A 19,751-nucleotide genomic window follows, 5' to 3' on the forward strand; every position below is an offset into this window, starting at 1 on the left:
AATTTCAGCCGGACATGTTTTTGTCTTTTTGAATATTTTGTATTTTATTCTTACATTATAAACGCAAAAAGTCAAATAGGATTGTGCGACTTTTTAGAACTGGAGTTTTCGCAATTAAAGACAGAGCAGAAAACAAAAGATAAAATATAAATGCAGGCTAATTTTTTCATTACTTGCGCCACAGACAGCAACAAGGGCAGCCTCTTATAAAACCAGTAGATTGAACCCGTAATCACAACTCTAGCCGGTAAGATTAATAGATACGTACCGGCGTCGCCGTATGTCGTTCTCATAGTCAGTGCAGGTGGTCCCCACCAACATCCCCGGTGCCTCCCCCCTTGTGCAAGCCAATTCACTAACATCATCGTGCCAATCCAGTTCTATCTACAGTGTATTTTGATATTATACATCAGAATAAACTACAATTGATTACTTTTTTATACTTTTCTTTTTGCAAAAAATGGAAATACTTAGTATACCTCAAATAAACACAGATATTTAATCTTTTTTAGCTTCTTGCTTCTTTGTAATTTCATTCTACTCCTTTAGTTTTTCCTCAAAATTGATAGGCTGTAAAAAGCATAGCTTTTATCAATTTGTACAGCCATGTATGAAAATCACTTTCGTTGGCACAAAACTTTTTCTATCAGTGCGGGTCGGATATTCGGCTCTGACAACGCCAAAATTGCTTAATATATTTTCTAGCAACTTTTTTCCCCCAAGAGAATCCAGTTTAATTCCAGACTTACACAAATCGTTTATAATATATCCATCATCTGTTAAAATTACCCAATGTTCATCTGGGTGTTTTGTTGCTTTTACTAAAACTGTTATAAATTCATCATGATTATCGACAAAAGCTGTGTGTATTTGAATATGACATTCTTTCCCTTTTGTAAGTTTTTGCTGCCGTCTATGTACGTGCAATCTTTAAGCCAGTTGTAATGCCCCCGCATTAAACTTTTTATTACTCTTTTGAGTTTATTCTCCCCACTCCCCGCATCCACGAAAAGACTTCTGCCACTAACAACCCTGCAATGCCCACCATACTTAGCAGAAGTATCAGTCATTTCATTTTTTCTCCTCTCTTTTTATTACAGCTTCGGCAACAGCAGACGTTAGCTCCTCGACATTAGGGTGGTAATATTTTTTTACTTTTCCAAATCTGTTCTTAAATCTACTATTTCTACCAACTGCTCTTTAGTCGCCAAAGCATCCGGCGATAGATTCGGCTTTGAAACTATTGCTCCCGAATTATCGTGGTTATCGTGTGATCTGCGGAGCTGCGTCAATAACTATAGCGTAAGAGCTACACACGCCCATTATCTGAGCCTTATCGTTATCTTTTTTGAGGTTAGAGTTTCTTTTCAATTTGCGGTCAAAAAAACAACTGCATCTTTGACATACTATCTTATACCCGATTAATACGACCTCGGCATCTAAACCGATTATGAATTCTTCTGACGGCATCTTTTTTACTACTTCTAAGATATCTTCGCAGTTTCTGTAATCGTAGTCCCGAAATTTGCTCTTTAATATAAGAAACTGGGTTCCTCTCAGATTCAAGCGAAAACTGTTCCCATAAGATAATTTGTCTTTTCTTTTATCACTTCTCTTATCTGTTCTTTCACCGTTTTTTTTATAGTTTCCTATTCCCTCACCATTAGCGTCCACTATGCATTAAGAAATGTAACTGTCCTCAAGGGTTGGGTGGTAACTGCCATTTTTTGCACAGCTTTTTTATCTTTTCTCTGAGCGGTATAGGTATTCGCCGCATACCGAACGACACAGAGCGGTGAGAGTTGACGAAATTGCTTTCGGCATTATCAACGTTCTTTGATTACCCACATAAAAATATGTCTTACTACAAGTACCTCATTGGATAATCGTTTAGTTCCGATTATTTTTAAATAGTTATCTGATTTGATTTTTTAAAATATTTTTCGACGGGTTGATTTGTCAGAAAGAACAAAAAGCAAAAGATTAAAACTGCTTGTTCCAAAAACTGCGGCAGGATAAAAAAATGTAAGATAATTATTCTTTCTCCTATGCCCTTCTTTATAATGATATTTATTTCTTGTAACAGCTGCTGAATGCATTGCAACAAACGCGGCTTCATTTGCAATTATATCATTAACAGTTATAATATAAACCTGTATAAATGCAAACATTACAAAAGTAATAAATATAACTACAAACAGTACTTATAAGAGACCGACTGTTATTTACAGGCATATTTTTTATCATTTAACGTAACTCACTAATGGGACCAGCTAAAACCATTGTATATTCGTCTTTTATCTGAAGACGCGAATGAGCTTGTTTTTTCAATATTTCCGGAAACATCCAACGGAGACACTGTTGTTAATTCTTGAAAGTTCACTGTTAATGACAATGTAATCTTATTGTCTCTTATGACCGTTGGAGTAATTTTCATCATTATTACGTATTTTTTTCATTTTACTGAAGAGTTACCAATAATTCCAGTCACTGTAATGGGAAATTCTTCGCCAACCATAAATTCAGTACTCGTACCCGATTTTGTAATAAGTTTAGGCTTTGGCAAAATTTTTGCAGCACCGTTTTCTTACAAAATTTTTAGAGTTACTGAAAGTTGATTTCTTATTTCTGTAAACTTTGATTCAAAAACAGCTGGAGTATTGGATCTACTTATCGAAATTGCGTCGGTTCATTTAATGCCAATATCCCTATTTTCGTTTTCATTGATCTCGGTGATTTCTACGTCAATTTCTATCATTTGTTCGTTCTGATGCGTGCGCAACAACTGCAAGAAACAAAAATGAAACGATAACTAATTTTTTCATTTTTGTTTCTTATAAAACGGTTTAGTAACTGTTTTTATCTTTTTTCTGTTATTATGAATCTCAACTTCCAATTCATCCGTGCCGGCATCGGCATCAATCAACGCTATACCTATTGCTTTTTTTAATGTGGGAGAAAAAGAACCGCTTGTTACATATCCGACTTTTTTATTCCCCGAAAAAATTTCATTTGAATTTCTTGCAATACCTGATGTACATTCAAACGCTATTGATTTTTTCATAGACTTATCTTTTAGAAGCAACAGCCTGTTTTTACCTATGAAATCGTTATCCCAATTTATTATCTTTTGAAATCCGGCGTCAATAGGATTTATATTCTCGCCAATTTCATGTCCGTGTAAAGGCATACAAGCTTCTAATCTCAAAGTATCGCGACAGCCGAGTCCGCAGGGTTTTACCGAAAGACTCATAAGTTTTTTCCAAAATTTATTTACCTGCTCTTTTGAGATAAAAATTTCAAAGCCATCTTCTCCCGTATAACCAGTTCTTGCAACTCTGTAAAAATCTACACTAATATCTTTCAGTTTTAATATTGAAACTGTAAAATATTTCATACTTTTTATATCTGTTTCAGAAACGCTTTGTAATATTTCGGCAGACTTAGGACCTTGTATCGCGATAAGAGAAATATCGCTGCTTATATTTTTTATTTCGACTTTTTCCATTTTATGTTTGCTTAACCAGTTAAAATCTTTTTCCAGATTTCCGGCATTTACTACAATCATATATTCACTGCCGAATTTATAAACTATAATATCGTCTTTTATGCCTCCTTCTTCATTTAATATCATTGAGTATCTTGCTTTTTTATCAGGCAGTCCAGATATATTTCCAAGCGTAACATAATTCAAAAACTTTTCAGCATTTTCTCCGGTTACTGCAAAAGTTCCCATATGAGCCGTATCAAATACACCGACATTTGTTCTCACGGCATTATGCTCGTCAATAATTGATGTATATTGCACCGGCATTTCCCAGCCGCCGAATTCAGTAAATTTTGCTCCAAGCTTTTTATGCTCGTCAAACAAATACGTTCTTTTCATTTTTTATGTTCCTCTTTACTTATTTTTAAGACTACTTACAGCTAAAAATCATATCTGCTTTTTTGTCATTAACAGCTTAGCGACCAACACACTATCTATGCATCAGAAACACTATATTTTTGACAAATGACGTAATTTATCTAGCAAGTTTTTCATCAAGTAAATAACAATTACCCTTTGTTCTTGAAATTGCAACATAGAGTTTATTTTTTGTTCGTGGGCTTAATTCATTAAGTTTTTCTTCTTTCCAAAATTTTGCAGTTTTTTTATTTAAAATAATGCAAGTATCATCATAATCATCTTCACCTTTGCATTCGCCCCAATTCTTTGATTTAAAGCTTTCACTATTGCTTTTTTTATCATAAACGAGTTTAATTACTGCATTGTTTCTTAAAATAGTCAAAGCGGAATTTTTATCTTTAATAGGTATTATTTTAGTTATATCTTTTCTATTTGAATATATTTCAATCCCAATCTTATCCCTTATGAAATTGCAAATTGTTGGACTGCATCTATAACTATTTTTAAGTGTTTTTTATCAATCAACACATTTTTTTTGTTTAAGTTTACGGCAATATTTTTCTAAATCTTTGTATAGATTGCAATTTACGCTCCTGTCATCACTTGTCACATAAGTGTTTTGAAAAAAATCTCCGACAAATAAAAAACCAATATTTGCTTGAGCAATTTGAGTTATAAAATTAAAATCATGACCGCCTAAATCCTGAAACTCATCAAAAAACAAATAATCGTAAAATCTCTCAAGTCTCGCCTTTATATCATCAATTATACCTTCGTCTTCAGCAAATTTACCCAAACGATTGTAATAAAAACGTCTTTCCTCATTTATACATTCTTGCGAATACAATCTTTTCGGTCTGTTAAAACATATTCCTTTTACTTTATATTTAAAAAGTACAAAAGGCTTAATGCAAAAATTGTATAAAAACCCAAAATATTCTTGAGTTCTGATATTATCTGGATAATACCCAAATCTTTTTACAATTCTATTTTTTATTAAATTGAGGTTTGTATTTGTATATGTAACAATGACAAATCGTTCTTTCAAATTTAAACGATCTATTAAGTACTTAGTTTTCCCTGAACCTGCTACAGCTAATATTAGTTTTCTCTCAACCATTTGATTGACTCTTTAATATATTCGGGAACTGCCAACTCATCCCCCTTTTTATCAAGTAATTCAAGCGCATACTCTGTTTTTTTATTAAGCATATATTGTTCAACATTTTTATTTTCTGTTAATTTTTTTGAAAAAATATCATTACAGATTTCCTTATTACTATTATATAAAGATAATTCAAATGTATATATATCATTTTTTTTGATAGTCCTTATCATTGTCCGTAATGACAGCTGTCTTTATTTTTAATAGCCTAGCTACTTCCATATATCTTTTGAATCTCTTTCCTCCAACAGAAATAATATGCATATCTGATAAATTTGATTTTTTCCCCAGTTTCTAATTCAAAAAACTTCTCAAGCAATATATATTCTGTGTCACCTTCAACAAGAATTACTTTACTTGACAATATAAATTCTAATATGTTGTTGTATGGTGATTTAATAAAAAATTTCACTGTTTCTTCACTTAATTTCTCTAGGTCAATAGATTCTTTGCTACTACTGTTTAACAAAGTAGAATTACGCAAATCCAATTGAGCACTAATCAAACTATTATGCGTCGTTATAAATAACTGTTTATTTGGGGATTTATTAAGTCTTTCTATCAAATTCAGCATATTGATATGACTTAAATGATTTTCAGGTTCTTCTAACAGAATTATATCAAGTTCATCTTCATTTTTTATGAAACATTGTCTTCCTTTAACATGATTTTGTAAATCAATATCGTCTTCGATAATTGTCAAATCTGTCTCAAGATTAGATTTTGTATTATTTTTTATTGAAAACTCATATTTGCCTTTAGATATCCTGTCATTTAAACATTTTAGTATACTTTCTTTAAATTTTAATTTAGAATTACGATATTCATTTAAATGTTTATTTTTTCAATTTTCGAAACGGAACAGTTATAAAGCTTTTTTACAAATAAGTTGGTAGCATATTCATTGTCTATCATTGTATTATCCAATAAAATATGTTTGAATTGTTTTTTAAACCCCCAAGCTGAATGTCATGAAAGAAATTGAATAGTACTCATATGGGGAATTATTGGTGATCTGTTTTAATATATCTGAAATATCCTTGCTGAGTTCTTCTCTCGGAGAACAAATTAAACTAATCCCAGTGTTTCAATTTTATGTATACTTCCCGATAAAACTAAGTCTATTGCCGATAGAATAGAACTTTTACCCGATTCATTATCTCCAACAATGACGTTAATATTTTGTTTAAAATTGATTTCAATAAAACTGAACCTCTTAAAATTAAATACTATGAGTTTTTTAATTTTCATTTTACCACAAATATTATATCCGCCAAAGCCGAAAATCCATGAGATCTGCCATTGAATTCAAAAGATATATTCAAATCTTCTGTTTTTTTGCTTTTAAAACTGTCCAAATATGAAATAACCGCTGGTTTCAATAAGTTAATATTTCGTTTCAATTTCCATGAATTATTAAAGTCGTCTGTGTCAACAAGAATAAGAAACAAGCGATTTTCTGAACCGAATCGCATTTCTCCCTGATTCTCATAAAGCCACTTTATTAAAATTTCCGGCTTTTCTTGCACTTCTTTCAAAATTTCCAATTTTTCAGCTTTTAATTTTGTCAGTACTTGACTGCAAAACACGTCATTTTTATCTTTCATTTTCTCTGTTATTTCGTAAAGAATATCAGTTGGTTTTGCATTTTTGTCAAATACGATTCCTGCTTCTGCTGCTTTCTTTTTTAGGTAGGTTAATTCAATTGGCAAACCTTTTTCTTTACGCTTACACTTAACGTATTCAGATGGCAAGTAGGTAACTTTCAAATCAAATGGAATGTCATTGATAAAGAAATCGACGTTTTTTATTTGGCCAACCGTAGGCAATACAGCAGGATGTAATTTAAAAATATTTTCAATCACTATGCTACTCCAATAATTATACCAACTGTTTAAAACATAGCCTTGCACTACGGGATTGATTTCGGTTTCAAATTTTGATACGAGATCATCATAAGATGGATTCAAGACTTTTACATACTTTCTCACCAAATATTTATCTAGTGAATTCCGATAATCTCCACCCCAATCAAAATTTTTGAGTTTATACAACTCCGAAACCAACTGCTGAATGTCAATGCTTGTTATTTGTACATGACTAACCTTTCTAATGTAGTCATCATTTAGCAGACTATGACTTTGGGCTATATCTTGAGGAGAGAGCAACTTAAATAACTCTCGGAAATTATCTACTTGCTTTTTAGCAGTTGCGGTATAGCCTGAAAATTTTAAAAAGCCTTTTACTAACTCAACCCGGATGAGTGATTTAATTTTTAGCCATAACAATCCGACATTGTCACGATTGAATTCTTCCAATTAGATCGTCCCAATAATTAAAATTTTTCATTATACTAATTATTCCTGCTTTTAATTGGAATAAAATATTTCTTTCGTGGTTTGCAAACAAATAAAATTTCCTGGCTTCCCGCGACGCTTCCTTTTCCGCCTCTATCATTTTGATAGGTTTTTGTTTCAATAGTTACATCGCGATGTTTCAGGATTAACTCCTCAAAATCTTCTATTCCGGGATAACTTTTATTATTATAACTAATTAACCAATATGGTATTTCACTTGATAACTCAAACAGTTTTTAAAAGAGGAAAAGACATCTCGCTTTTTATCAAAACCGCTGTATCTCTGCGGCTCATATCGTTTAATTCCATTTACAAATTCTTTGTCTTTCCAATATTCTGTATAGGTTTCAAGCAAATGATAAAAACCCTGATAATTAGCGTGACTGTCGCAATATAGAGGATCAAAATACGCTAAATCAATATTTGATAACTGTGGTAAAAGATCTAAAATGTTTTGATTAAAACTCCGATTGTCATTTGTATTGTCAAAAACTGCATTATTGTAACTCGGCAAAAGCTCTTTAAATAACTCTTTAATTGGACGAATTAAACTTCTGTTTCGCCTTCATTTGCATAGACTAAAGCCTGCATATGACCGAAATGTCCCATTGTTATTTTTCTAGTTATACTTCGATTGATTACTGTAAATGCAACAGCCTTCTTGTATTCATTTTCCAATAAAGAAATGTTGGCTCTAAAATTATCTAAAAATATGGCTTCTTCCCTTTCAAAAAATATATCGGTAAATGTCTTTTCAATTAAATCAAAATCATCTTTGTTGGTTGCTGGCTGAAAAAGAATCGCTAAGTCATTACTGTCTAATGTATATGATTTATTTTCAATTAAGGCCTTGCCTATTTGATTGTTGAAATTGAGGAAGTCGTTGGTTATGGTTTTAAATCCTAATTGCTTAAAGAGGAAACTGACAGATTGAGAACCTGAAAAAGCATCAAGCACAACAGAAATTCCATCTGGCATAAATTTATTTATCCATGACAAATGGGTATGTTTTGCTCCTAAATATTGCGGCTCAGGAAATCTGTAATCAAAATATTTATATTCTTCAAAAAGCATTTCAATCCTTATTCTTAACCAGTTCCGTACATTTTCCGAGCGCGTATTCATAGGCGTTCAGCAGACTTTCGCTAAACGACGGATGGAACATTGTTTCTCTTGATATATATTCCATACCGCTTTTGAGAATCTGAGAAGCTGTATTTATGAGTTCGTCGGAATGCGCGCCGACAATCCAAAAAGCTAACGGTTTTTTTGTTGTCTTATCAACAGCGCATTTTACAAAACCCGCACGTTCGTTTTCAATAAAAGCCCTGCCGCTTGCAGTAAACGGAAATTTCCCGAAGACAACATCTTGATATTTTGAAAAATCTAATACTTTTACCGAAGCGCTTTGCGGCATTGCAAAAACAGCTTGCGGGACAATAAAGTTATCGACTGCAATAAAATTCCCTCTAACAACATTTTCAGCAGTTAAGGCTCCTTCGTTTTGGGCAGTATATGCAAGCAAATTTTTCCCAGCAATGTCTCCTACGGCATAAATATTTTCTATATTTGTTTGGCAAAACTCGTTCGTTTCTATAAAACCTTTCTTTGCCATTTTAATTCCGATATTATCCAAACCTAAGTCATTGTTCGGCGTTCTGCCAGTAACTATCAATACTTTTTCATATTTGTCTATGTCATCAAGCGCATCAGCACATGAAGTCAGCACATTAACACCATGCCTTAACAAATTTTTTCTTATTTCTTCAGATATTTCTTCATCTTCATTTGGAAGCAGGCAATTTTCATATTCAGATAGAGTTACCTGACAGCCAAATCCCGAAAATATCGTCGCCATTTCAACACCTATCGCTCCGCCACCTATTATAAGCATATTTTTCGGGATTTCTTTAAGATTTAAAACCTCTGTCGAACTTATTACTTTACTGCCGTCAAAGGCAGAACCTTTTATTATTGAAGGTTTTGTGCCCGAAGCGATAATAATTTTATCTGCAAGGACTTCGTAGATTACATCTTCTGAAACTGTGCCTCTTTCATTATTCAAAACCGTGAGAGTGTTTTTATCTTTAAACAAAGCGGAGCCGATTATAACATCCAATTTATGTGAAGCCAGTACCATCTCCATCCCTTTTCTAATATTGGCAATATTTTTGTCTTTTTTTGCAATTATATCTGAAAAGATAACTGGTTCTAAAACCGCCTTAAAACCGTATTCATAAGATTTTTGGATTTTTTGTTTTGTTTTTAGCGACTGCCACAAAAATTTTGTTGGAATACACCCGCAGTTTAAACAAGTGCCACCGGTAAAAGATTTCTCTATTACTGCAACTTTTGCTCCAAGCTGAGCTGCTCTTACAGCAGCAGTAAATCCACCCGGTCCCAAACCTATGACAGCAATATCATATTTATTAAAATTCATTTTATCCTTTAAATGAAATTATAGCTGAAACTATTGTCACGATTTCTTTTTTGTACCTCATCCGAGCCGTTTTATATCATTCTATTATTTTATCTGCCGCTTTTTATGCTCCTGCTAATTTTTAATAAAGTCATTATACTCATCTTATAAAAGCAATTCAATTTTATAATTAAGTCTGTAAATTACTTTATATTTTTCGCATCATTAGAGATAACATAAAGTCATATTACTTTTTAAATATCTTTAACAATTCAATTACAACTCCTTCCGGTTTGAAAAGCCTGACGGCATCATCTTTGCCGTCTCTTCTTGCTTTTAATTCTACGTTCCCGTTTGCGAGATTTTTTTCGCTGATTGTTATTCTGTAAGGAATGCCTATAAGGTCGGCATCTTTAAACTTAATTCCGGCTCTTTCATCTCTGTCATCAATTAAAACATCTAATCCTTTTGAAGATAGTTCTTTGTATATTTTCTCCGTTGTTTCTTTAGTTTTTTCATCTGCGTAATTCAGAGGAACAATTACAACTTCAAACGGGGCAATATTGTTAGTCCATATTATACCGTCATCGTCATGAGACTGTTCTATTATTGCGGCAAGTATTCTTGTGACTCCTATCCCATAACAGCCCATAATAATAAATTTTTCTTTCCCGTTTGCATCAAGATACGAGGCATTCATTGATTTTGAATATTTGTCACCCAGTTTAAAAGTATGTCCTATTTCAATGCCTCTTGAAAATTTTAATTCTTCTTTTTTACATCTGGGGCAAGTATCGCCGCGTTTAACTTTTCTTATATCGGCAACTATGTCTGCATTGTAATCCCTTTTGAAGTTTACATTCTTTAGGTGATAATCTTTCTTGTTTGCGCCTGTCAGCGCATTTGATAATTCAGCGACAGACAAATCGGCTATAATTTTTATGTTTTTAAGTCCGGCAGGACCTGCAAAACCTATCGGCGCATTTGTAACGGAAATAACAGTCTGTTCATCTGCAAGCAGCATTCCATCTGCACCGAGCAGAGTCTGAAGTTTTATTTCGTTTATCTCGTAATCTCCTCTTACTAAAACAGCAACAGGTTTTTTGTCTGCAATATATATCATTGTTTTTATAAATTTCTTAGGAGACAAATTCAAAAGTTTTGCAACGTCTTCGATAGCACAGACATCCGTAGTAAATATTTCTTCCGAGGGAAGCGGTTCTTCTTTGGATTGTTCGATTTTTAAGCATTCGGTTTTTGCGCTGTTTGCACCGTAACCGCAGCTACACCATGTCATCTCTTCTTCGCCAGTATCTGTCAAAACCATAAACTCGTGAGAAAATGATCCGCCGATTACGCCCGATGCTGCTTCAACGGCACGGAATTGAAAACCGCATTTTATACATATATTTGTATAGGCGTCAAACATAGTTTTATAGTATTTTTCTAAGTCGGCTTCATCGGCATGAAACGAATAAGCATCTTTCATTAAAAATTCTCTCGAGCGCATCACACCAAAACGCGGACGTATTTCATCTCTGAACTTTGTCCCAAATTGATACAGCATAACAGGAAGCTGTTTATATGACTTAATATCTTTCCTTATCAAATCGGTTACTACTTCTTCCGCAGTCGGAGCAAGACAAAACTCAGCATCTTTTCTGTCTTTAAGCTTGAAAAGTTCTTTTCCATAAGCATTCCATCTATCGGTTTCCAACCACAAAGCTTTAGGAAAAACCAAAGGAAAGATTACTTCTTGTCCACCCGCACTGTTCATTTCCTGTCTTATTATATTTTCAACCTTTCTTAAAACTTTAAGTCCTAAGGGCAATAATTCATAAAATCCCGACGCTAGTTTACGTATCATTCCAGATCTTACCATAAGTTTTACGGAGACTATATCAGCATCTGACGGAGCTTCTTTTAATGTGGGAATAAGCATTTTTGAAAAAAACATGGAATCATCCTCTTTCAGTCGCAGTGAAAATGTGGAGATAGGTTGCCATTGCCGTCTTTTCACTTTACAATTTTAATTTCCCTGATATCTTGAAATTTTTAATATTTTAAATTTTGTTTTGCCTGCTGGCAGCTCAACTGCAACTGTTTCGCCGGCTGTATGTCCCAGCAATCCCTGAGCAAGCGGAGACTGTATTGATATTCTGTTTGCGGCAGGATCTGCTTCTTCTAAATCTACTATGGCATATTGATAATCCGCACCATATTCATCCTTTATTGTTACGGTAACGCCTATAAATACTTTGTCAGAATCAATATTCTGTTCTTCAATAATTTTTGCACAGGCTATTTTTGAGGTAAGCTCCATAATTCTGCGTATAAGATTAGCGAGTGTTTCTTTTGCGGCACAATATTCCGCATTCTCTCTTAAATCCCCGTGTTCTCTTGCACTTGCAATTTCATCTTGAATCAGCGGCTTTCTTTTTTGAAGTTCGTTTAATTCTTTAATAAGTTTTTTTCTTCCTTCCCTGGTTAAATAAATTTCTGACATTTTCTGCTCCCAAAATCATCTTACCTACAATAACTTTTTATCATAGAAATAATTTTCTCAACCCATTTATCTACATTGACCTTTCCTATAAGCTTGCCGTTTTTAAACAATATTCCCGTATTCTTTCCTCCGGCTATGCCAAAATCTGCGTCTTTTGCTTCTCCCGGACCGTTTACAATGCAACCCATCAAAGCCACTTTTACAGGTTTAGAAAATCTCTTCAAGTTTTTCATTGCAGAAGTTTTCTTTTCAATTTCTGAAACTATCTTTATTAAATCAACTTCACATCTGGAACATGTGGGACATGAAACAATCTCTATTCCTGAACTTCGAAGTTCCATAGACTGCAAAAGAGAATAAGCTGTTTTAACTTCTTCAACAGGATTTGCGGTAAGAGAAATCCTGATAGTGTCGCCGATACCATCGTACAACATTATGCTAAGCCCAGCCGCCGATTTTACGGTCCCGCTGAAAATTGAACCTGCTTCCGTTATTCCCAGATGAAGAGGATAATTTCTTTTTGAAGCAAAAATTTTATATGCTTTTACTGTCGTATCAATATCTGAAGCTTTTAAAGAAACAACTATGTCTTGAAAATTGTGCTTTTCTAAAATTTTTACATGTTCCATTGCTGCACTTGAAAGAGCTTTTGCCCGTAAAAAATTATCGGAAAAATTATGAACTTCTTTTAAAGATCCAGCGTTAACTCCAATTCGTATGGGTATATGCGCTTTTTTTGCTTCTTTTGCCAAAACACTTATTTTATCTTTTGAACCTATATTCCCTGAATTAATTCTTAATTTATCAGCGCCCTGCTTTATTGCTTCAAGTGCTATTCTATAGTCAAAATGAACGTCTGCAACCAAGGGGATTTTAATACTTTTTTTTATTTTGCCTAAATTACAAGCAGATTCTATATCGGGAAGAGAAATACGTACGATTTCACAGCCTGTTTCTTCAAGTTGTTTTATTTGTCTTACGGTAGCTTTCCAGTCTCTTGAATTTGTATTTGTCATCGACTGGACAGCAACAGGAGACCCGCCTCCTATTATAACGCTTCCGATACTTATTTTTCTTGTTTCGGTTCTTTTATAAAATTTCATTTTTAGATTAAATCAAAATCTTTTTCTAAATCTTTAGTTCTGATTCTTGACTACAGGCAGTTATTTATACGACGGCGAATTCAGTTTTACGTTTTTCTTCATTAAGGTTTTAACAATCCTTCATAATTTTTGCTGCTTTTGATTCTATAAAAATAACGCCGCTTAAAAAGGAATGTACCTGCCATGCAAATATGCTTTATTGGAGTGTAATTTTCCAGTCAATCTTTATTTTAAATATTCACGCCTAATAATTAATACAAACAACCCAATCAGCATAATAATTTTTATTAATATTCTTATTTTGTCCCAAACTCTCTGCAAAATATGACAACAGCTTGATATATGCGGAATAGAAAGTGAAAATTTTCCACATGCCCCCTTTTACTTTAGTAAATAGAGACAGAAGTACGAATAATGATAAAAACGGGAGTAAATTTTATTTTTACTGTAGACACTGCAATGTAAATTAAATAATTATCTTTTTTCGCTAAACTCTCCCTTTATACTACGAATTATATTTCATTAATTAATTTTTCTGCATAGTGTCTCGCCCAATAGTCAGCTTCAATAAAAGTATCCAATGATGTACTCTTTGAAATCTTATGGGTTTTTATGGTTCTTCCTACAATTTTTGCAATATCCGTAAACTTTATTTCTTTATTTAAAAAAGAAGCAACTGCCATCTCATTTGCGGCATTCATTACTGCAGGCACAGTATATCCTTTTTGGGCCGCATAGTACGCAAGACTCAAACACGGAAATTTATTAAAATCAGGATTGTAAAATTCTAATTTATTGATTTCAATAAGGTTTAGCGGTTTAATATTTGACGGCAGTCTTTCTGGATAGGTTAAAGCGTACTGTATCGGAAGTTTCATGTCCGGATTTGAAAGCTGCGCTATAACCGAACCATCGACGTATTCCACCATTGAATGCACTACAGATTGCGGATGTATAATAATTTCAACTTTATCTATGGATACACCGAAAAGAACAGACGCTTCAATGGCTTCAAGGCCTTTATTCATAAGAGTGGCGCTGTCAACCGTTATTTTCCTGCCCATTTTCCACGTCGGATGATCTAAAGCCTGCTCAACTGTTATTTTGGAAAAATCTTTGTCATATTTATAAAATGGTCCGCCGGAAGCCGTAAGAATTATTCTTTTTATCTGTGACTTTTTCTCATCAGTACAGCATTGGAATATCGCAGAATGTTCGCTATCAACAGGAAGTACTGAAACGCCGTTTTCAGCAGCAAGTTTCATTATATAACTTCCTGCCATAACAATGGCTTCTTTATTTGCAATAGCAATATCTTTTTTCGCTTTTATTGCAGCTATAATGGATTTTAAGCCAACAGCTCCGATGATAGCGGCAAGAATCATATCAGTTTTTGGCATTGTTGTAAGTTTTTCAAGGCCTGTATTTCCTTTGTAAACGTCAGTTTTTATATTATTTGAAATACACCACTTTTTTAAGTTTTGAGCCTCGGCAGGACTGTTTACGGATACCGATGCGGGTTTAAATTTTTTAATCTGCGATTTTAAAATTTTTATGTTAGATCCAACGGCAAGACCTTCAATACAAACATTCTCTTTCATTTTAGAAATTATGTTAAGAGTTTGTTTCCCTATTGAACCTGATGATCCTAAAATCGTTATTCTTTTCATTTTAAAATCTGTAAAACGTAATACGCTATAGGAGCTGTAAATAGATAAGAGTCAAACCTGTCAAAAACTCCGCCGTGTCCGGGTACGACTTTTCCGGAATCTTTAACATTTCCGTCTCTTTTAATAAGCGATTCGGCAAGATCCGAAAATTGTCCACTAACAGCAATTACAAGACCGAGTATTATGGCATTCTGCAAAGTTAAAATATTGCTCATAAATGTACACCTGCAGGCAACTGCCGCCAAAACTCCAAAAACAATTCCTGCTATTGCGCCTTCCAACGTTTTATTAGGACTTATATTATTTGCAAGTTTATGTTTCCCCAGCGCTTTTCCAAAAGCGTAAGCCATAGTATCTAAAATCCAAATGACTATGAAAATGAAAAATACAAGTTTCATGCCGCCGTGTAAATTGCGTATATAAACCATATGCATCAAAGCAAGCGGAATAAAAAAAGCTCCTAAAAAAGATGACGATATTCTGCCAATGCAAAAGGTGGGATTTTCTCCGAAAATCTCAATTCCGAAAAGAACAAATATCATTACTATAGCTGAAACTATCACTTTATCTGCCGGAAAATCTTTGAAGAAATATAAAAACACAAAAAATGCCGCTGCCATAGCAAGAGATACGGCGGTATGCGGATTATATTTTTTTGAAATCATCAAATATTCTTGAACACACAGAGACGATATGATAAACATCATTACATAAAACGGAATATTCCCGCTGTATATGCACGCTAAGATAAAAGGTATTCCAGCAACAGCCGTCAATATTCTAGTTAATAACATCCACAAACTCTCGAAATTATATTTAATATCAGATTAAACTTTTTGCAAATATTTGGGTTTTTATAGGTATGAGACACATAAATGCAATAGCAAATTCCAACGTTTAAAAATATATTTGTAAAAACCTGTACTATCCAGCAAAACAGTTAACTCCACAGTTTATAAACCGCCGAAATGTCTCTCTCTTTTTTGAAATTCTGAAACCGCAGTTTCTAAATCCTGCTGTGTAAAATCAGGCCATAATTTATCTGTTATGTAAATTTCAGAATACGCGATTTGCCAGAGAAGAAAATTTGATATTCTGAATTCTCCCGAAGTGCGGATAAGTAAATCTGGATCAGGCTGTCCGGCTGTGTACAAAAAAGACGAGATAATTTCTTCTGTAGGTTTTTTTATATTCTGTTTTGACATTTCTTCAAAAGCATGTATAAGTTCCTGTCTTGCTCCATAATTTAAAGCTATATTTAACTCAAGCCCCGTATTTTGAGATGTAATCTTACTGGCATTTTCAATTTCAGTTCTTATATTTTCAGGAAATTTTGACAAATCTCCAAGTATTCTCAATTTAATGCAGTTGTTTAACTCTATTAATTCTTCCTTTATAAACTGCATTATCAAAGAAAACAATTCTTTTATTTCAGATTGCGGCCTTTTCCAATTTTCGGTAGAAAAAGCATATAAGGTCAAAATCCTGATTCCAAGATTACTTGCGGCCTTAACAATCTTTTTTACGGTTTTGCCCCCCTGCTTATGACCAAAAGTTCTAGGCAAAGATCTTTTCTCCGCCCATCTGCCATTCCCATCCATTATAATAGCTACATGTCCGGGTATCAAAAAATTTCCTTCATTTTTGAGAAATTGCGCTTACTGGGCAAGTTGATTCACATACTCCACATCCTTTACACTTATCAGAATTAATTGTATATTTGTCTTCTTTCTGTTCAATAGCTGAAACGGGACAACTTCCCGCACATGCTCCACACCCTACACAAGCATTTTCATTAATTTGATATGCCATCTCCATATCTCCCAATATTTATTTATACCTGCATAACTTCTTTTTCTTTAACCACTATACTGTCATCTATTTTTTTTATATAACCGTCAGTAACTTTTTGAGCTTCGACTTCAAGTTTCTTTTTGTCATCTTCAGTTATAACTTTATCTTTCTCAAGCTTCTTTATATTTTCAACCAGAACTCTTCTTTCGTTTCTTATGGCAACTCTGAATTCTTCCGCCATTTTACCTATAGATTTTGCTATCTCTTTTCTTCTCTCCTGCGTAAGATGAGGCACAGAAACACGTATAAGTTTTCCGTCATTTGCCGGAGACATTCCTATGTCAGCTTTAAGTATCGCTTTTTCTATTGCGTTTAGCTGCGAAACGTCCCAAGGTCTTATTTCTATTGTTCTTGCGTCGGAAACACTGATGCTTGCAATTTGATTTATAGGCATAATAGAACCGTAACTTTCAACTTTTATTGTCTCTATTACCGCACTGTTTACTCTACCGGTTCTTATCGAAGACAATTCGCATTTTAATCTATCTATAGTTCTTTTCATAACCTCTTCTGCCGCCGAAAAAAAACTCTGCGTATGCATTTACGCCTCCACTATTGTACCTACTTTCTCGCCATTTAAAACTTTCTTTAAATTGCCGTCCTTATAAAAATCAAACACGGTAATTGATATATTTGTCTGCATACACAATGAAAAAGCTTCGTAATCCATTATTTTTAAATGTTTATCCAAAGCTTCTTTAAAGGTTAAGGAATTAAATTTCACGGCATCCTTGTTCTTTTTCGGATCTGCACTGTAAACGCCGTCAACTTGCGTAGCTTTCAACAACATATCGGCTTTTATTTCTGCGGCTCTTAAAGCAGCAGTTGTATCCGTCGTAAAAAAAGGATTGCCCGTACCGCCTGCAAAAATAACTGTAGTATTTCCCTGCTCAATACATCTTATAACTTTTTCTCTGTTAAAGTTTTCAGCAAAACCGCTTACGCCGTTTGCTGAAAATAAATTTGATTTCATACCCGCTTTTGCCAAAGCATCGCTTAAAGCAAGAGAATTCATAACCGTTACAAGCATTCCCATCTTGTCTGCAGTTACCCTTTCTATAAATTTACATGCACCTCTCCAAATATTTCCCGCCCCGATAACAACTGCAAGCTGCACTCTGCTACAGGTGACAGCAGATTTAATTTCATTTACTGTTCTTAAAAGGCTGTTTGCGCTTATTGAAGATGAACCATCAGAAAGAGATTCTCCAGAAAGTTTTAAAAGCACTCTCTTTGCAGCCATTATTATTCTTCTCCGAGTTTAAATCTTGCAAATCTTTTTATTACTATATTCTCGCCGGTTTTTGCAATAGCATTTACAACCAAATCTTTTATTGTTTCTTTACCTGAGGCATCCTTTATATAAATTTGGTCGTACAAACACACTTGACTGTAAAATTTTTCAATTTTGCCTTCAATGATTTTATCATGAACTTTTTCTGGCTTGCCTTCTTCCTTAAGCTGAGCTTTATAAATTTCTTTTTCAGCTTCTATGATGCCTGCCGGCACTTGCTCGCGTGAAACATAATTAGGGGAAGCGGCGGCAATCTGCATAGCAACTTCCTTAACCAAACTTTGAAAATCTCTAGTTTTTACGACGAAATCAGTTTCACAATTTACTTCAAGTAAAACACCGAGCGTACCGTTGCCGTGTATGTATGACTGGACAAGTCCCTGTTTTGCAGATTTTCCCGCTCTTTTAACGGCTGACGCTATACCTTTTTCTCTAAGCCACTGGCAGGCTTTATCTATATCGTTATCTGATTCTTTTAACGCATTTCTACAATCCATTATTCCCGCGCCGGTCATTTCCCTTAACCTTGTTATAAGCTCGGTTGACATTATTTTGTTTCTCCTTTCCACATGTTTTCTTATTTTACTTCAATAGCCGCTTCTTTCACCTTGTTGTCTTCTTGCTTTCCGATTATACTTTTGCCTTCCAAAACGGCGTCTGCAATAACAGTGCAGAAAAGCTTTACAGCTCTTATTGCATCATCATTTCCAGGAATAGGATAGTCAACCAAATCCGGATTGCAGTTTGTATCACAGACTGCAACAATCGGAATTTCAAGTTTTCTCGCTTCTAAAATAGCTGTTGTTTCTTCATGAGAATCTACAACAAACATAAGTCCTGGAAGACTTGACATATTTTTAAGGCCTTCCAGAGATTTCTCAAGTTTTATTCTCTCTTTTTCAATCCGCGATTGCTCCTTTTTTGAAAGAAGTTTAAAAACTCCGGTCTCTTTCATATCTTCTATTTCTTTGTATCTTGTAATTGATTTCTTCAAGGTTTCAAAATTTGTAAGCGTCCCGCCGAGCCATCTTTCAGAAACAAAATATGCTCCACATCGCAGAGCTTCTTCCTTTATGGGAAGCCGCGCTTGTTTCTTTGTTCCCACAAATATTATGTCTTTTCCTGTAGAAGTAAAATTTCTCACAACTTTGTAATTTTTTTTTAATTCTTTGAGGGTTTTCTGAAGATCAATGATGTGAATTTTATTTCTCATTCCAAAAATAAACTTTGCCATTTTGGGATTCCATCTTCTGGTTTGATGTCCGAAATGGACGCCGGCTTCAAGCAAAGCCTTCATCGTAATATTTGCCACAATTTTCTCCTTTGGTTTTTTTACTGCGTTATAACGCAGTCTCCGTTTCAGACGGTTTATATTTCCATCTCACGGCTTCCACAATCTTCAATCTCCTAAACCCCAAAATTTAATTTTGGGGACCCTGGCAAATTCGACTGTGTGCTTATTTACGACACACCTAT

Annotated in this window: 24 protein-coding genes; all 24 read right to left on the reverse strand. The window is 34.0% G+C overall.

All coding sequences use genetic code 11. From position 1 onward, the window contains the following. Window positions 1-591: 591 nt before the first annotated feature. Window positions 592-927, reverse strand: coding sequence for a DUF1828 domain-containing protein (locus RSTT_RS03380; protein ID WP_096525678.1), 336 nt, complete (start codon window positions 925-927; stop codon window positions 592-594). Between the two features lie 336 nt (window positions 928-1,263). Then, entirely contained in the window at window positions 1,264-1,674 is a 411-nt protein-coding gene (locus RSTT_RS03385; protein ID WP_096525679.1) for an ERF family protein, read from the reverse strand. A 1,147-nt stretch (window positions 1,675-2,821) separates the two neighbouring features. Further along, complete coding sequence (gcvT, locus tag RSTT_RS03395) at window positions 2,822-3,886, reverse strand: glycine cleavage system aminomethyltransferase GcvT (protein WP_096525680.1); 1,065 nt, start codon at window positions 3,884-3,886, stop codon at window positions 2,822-2,824. A 136-nt stretch (window positions 3,887-4,022) separates the two neighbouring features. Beyond that, the gene (locus tag RSTT_RS03400; RefSeq protein ID WP_096525681.1) at window positions 4,023-4,289 is read right to left on the reverse strand and encodes a hypothetical protein; all 267 of its coding nucleotides are present in this window, start codon (window positions 4,287-4,289) and stop codon (window positions 4,023-4,025) included. A 135-nt stretch (window positions 4,290-4,424) separates the two neighbouring features. Next, window positions 4,425-5,027 (reverse strand): DEAD/DEAH box helicase family protein, encoded by a 603-nt coding sequence (locus RSTT_RS03405; RefSeq protein WP_096525682.1) that lies wholly within the window; start codon window positions 5,025-5,027, stop codon window positions 4,425-4,427. Beyond that, window positions 5,009-5,245, reverse strand: a complete 237-nt coding sequence (locus RSTT_RS06500) for a hypothetical protein (RefSeq protein WP_197701968.1) — start codon at window positions 5,243-5,245, stop codon at window positions 5,009-5,011. Before RSTT_RS06500 ends, RSTT_RS03405 begins: the two co-directional genes overlap by 19 nt. Continuing rightward, complete coding sequence (locus RSTT_RS07080; RefSeq protein ID WP_369698029.1) at window positions 5,220-5,336, reverse strand: TOPRIM nucleotidyl transferase/hydrolase domain-containing protein; 117 nt, start codon at window positions 5,334-5,336, stop codon at window positions 5,220-5,222. The genes RSTT_RS06500 and RSTT_RS07080 overlap by 26 nt, the downstream gene beginning before the upstream one ends. Continuing rightward, complete coding sequence (locus RSTT_RS06505; RefSeq protein ID WP_197701969.1) at window positions 5,281-5,775, reverse strand: ATP-dependent nuclease; 495 nt, start codon at window positions 5,773-5,775, stop codon at window positions 5,281-5,283. Before RSTT_RS06505 ends, RSTT_RS07080 begins: the two co-directional genes overlap by 56 nt. Before the next feature lie 365 nt (window positions 5,776-6,140). Then, the gene (locus RSTT_RS06965) at window positions 6,141-6,323 is read right to left on the reverse strand and encodes an AAA family ATPase (RefSeq protein ID WP_197701970.1); all 183 of its coding nucleotides are present in this window, start codon (window positions 6,321-6,323) and stop codon (window positions 6,141-6,143) included. After that, window positions 6,320-7,390: a hypothetical protein gene (locus RSTT_RS03415; RefSeq protein ID WP_197701971.1), complete on the reverse strand. Its 1,071-nt coding sequence runs from the start codon at window positions 7,388-7,390 to the stop codon at window positions 6,320-6,322. Before RSTT_RS03415 ends, RSTT_RS06965 begins: the two co-directional genes overlap by 4 nt. Before the next feature lie 235 nt (window positions 7,391-7,625). Continuing rightward, entirely contained in the window at window positions 7,626-7,943 is a 318-nt protein-coding gene (locus tag RSTT_RS06515) for a hypothetical protein (RefSeq protein WP_197701972.1), read from the reverse strand. Window positions 7,944-7,975: 32 nt separating this feature from the next. Beyond that, window positions 7,976-8,503: a DNA adenine methylase gene (locus RSTT_RS06520; RefSeq protein ID WP_197701973.1), complete on the reverse strand. Its 528-nt coding sequence runs from the start codon at window positions 8,501-8,503 to the stop codon at window positions 7,976-7,978. 1 nt (window position 8,504) lies between these two features. After that, complete coding sequence (locus tag RSTT_RS03425; protein ID WP_015423422.1) at window positions 8,505-9,869, reverse strand: dihydrolipoyl dehydrogenase family protein; 1,365 nt, start codon at window positions 9,867-9,869, stop codon at window positions 8,505-8,507. 226 nt (window positions 9,870-10,095) lie between these two features. After that, on the reverse strand, window positions 10,096-11,805 hold the full coding sequence (locus tag RSTT_RS03430; RefSeq protein ID WP_015423421.1) for a proline--tRNA ligase: 1,710 nt from the start codon (window positions 11,803-11,805) through the stop codon (window positions 10,096-10,098). Between the two features lie 72 nt (window positions 11,806-11,877). Next, entirely contained in the window at window positions 11,878-12,354 is a 477-nt protein-coding gene (gene greA / locus RSTT_RS03435) for a transcription elongation factor GreA (RefSeq protein WP_096525683.1), read from the reverse strand. A 20-nt stretch (window positions 12,355-12,374) separates the two neighbouring features. Further along, the gene (gene ispG, locus RSTT_RS03440) at window positions 12,375-13,457 is read right to left on the reverse strand and encodes a flavodoxin-dependent (E)-4-hydroxy-3-methylbut-2-enyl-diphosphate synthase (protein ID WP_015423419.1); all 1,083 of its coding nucleotides are present in this window, start codon (window positions 13,455-13,457) and stop codon (window positions 12,375-12,377) included. A 512-nt stretch (window positions 13,458-13,969) separates the two neighbouring features. Continuing rightward, complete coding sequence (locus tag RSTT_RS03445; protein ID WP_015423418.1) at window positions 13,970-15,127, reverse strand: 1-deoxy-D-xylulose-5-phosphate reductoisomerase; 1,158 nt, start codon at window positions 15,125-15,127, stop codon at window positions 13,970-13,972. Beyond that, window positions 15,124-15,921 (reverse strand): phosphatidate cytidylyltransferase, encoded by a 798-nt coding sequence (locus tag RSTT_RS03450; RefSeq protein WP_096525684.1) that lies wholly within the window; start codon window positions 15,919-15,921, stop codon window positions 15,124-15,126. The genes RSTT_RS03445 and RSTT_RS03450 overlap by 4 nt, the downstream gene beginning before the upstream one ends. Before the next feature lie 159 nt (window positions 15,922-16,080). Beyond that, the gene (uppS, locus tag RSTT_RS03455) at window positions 16,081-16,755 is read right to left on the reverse strand and encodes an undecaprenyl pyrophosphate synthase (RefSeq protein ID WP_015423416.1); all 675 of its coding nucleotides are present in this window, start codon (window positions 16,753-16,755) and stop codon (window positions 16,081-16,083) included. 10 nt (window positions 16,756-16,765) lie between these two features. Further along, complete coding sequence (gene fdxA, locus RSTT_RS03460; RefSeq protein ID WP_015423415.1) at window positions 16,766-16,939, reverse strand: 4Fe-4S ferredoxin; 174 nt, start codon at window positions 16,937-16,939, stop codon at window positions 16,766-16,768. A 22-nt stretch (window positions 16,940-16,961) separates the two neighbouring features. Beyond that, a complete protein-coding gene (gene frr, locus RSTT_RS03465; protein ID WP_096525685.1) occupies window positions 16,962-17,522 on the reverse strand; it encodes a ribosome recycling factor in 561 nt (186 codons plus the stop codon). Further along, complete coding sequence (gene pyrH / locus RSTT_RS03470; protein WP_015423413.1) at window positions 17,523-18,224, reverse strand: UMP kinase; 702 nt, start codon at window positions 18,222-18,224, stop codon at window positions 17,523-17,525. Window positions 18,225-18,226: 2 nt separating this feature from the next. After that, a complete protein-coding gene (gene tsf, locus RSTT_RS03475; protein ID WP_096526017.1) occupies window positions 18,227-18,826 on the reverse strand; it encodes a translation elongation factor Ts in 600 nt (199 codons plus the stop codon). A gap of 26 nt (window positions 18,827-18,852) precedes the next feature. Continuing rightward, window positions 18,853-19,587 carry a 30S ribosomal protein S2 gene (gene rpsB, locus RSTT_RS03480; RefSeq protein ID WP_096525686.1) on the reverse strand — a complete coding sequence of 245 codons (735 nt, stop codon included), beginning with the start codon at window positions 19,585-19,587 and terminating at the stop codon, window positions 18,853-18,855. Between the last annotated feature and the right edge of the window lie 164 nt (window positions 19,588-19,751).

Origin of the sequence: Candidatus Endomicrobiellum trichonymphae, from assembly GCF_002355835.1 — a bacterium.
Taxonomy (GTDB): domain Bacteria; phylum Elusimicrobiota; class Endomicrobiia; order Endomicrobiales; family Endomicrobiaceae; genus Endomicrobiellum; species Endomicrobiellum trichonymphae.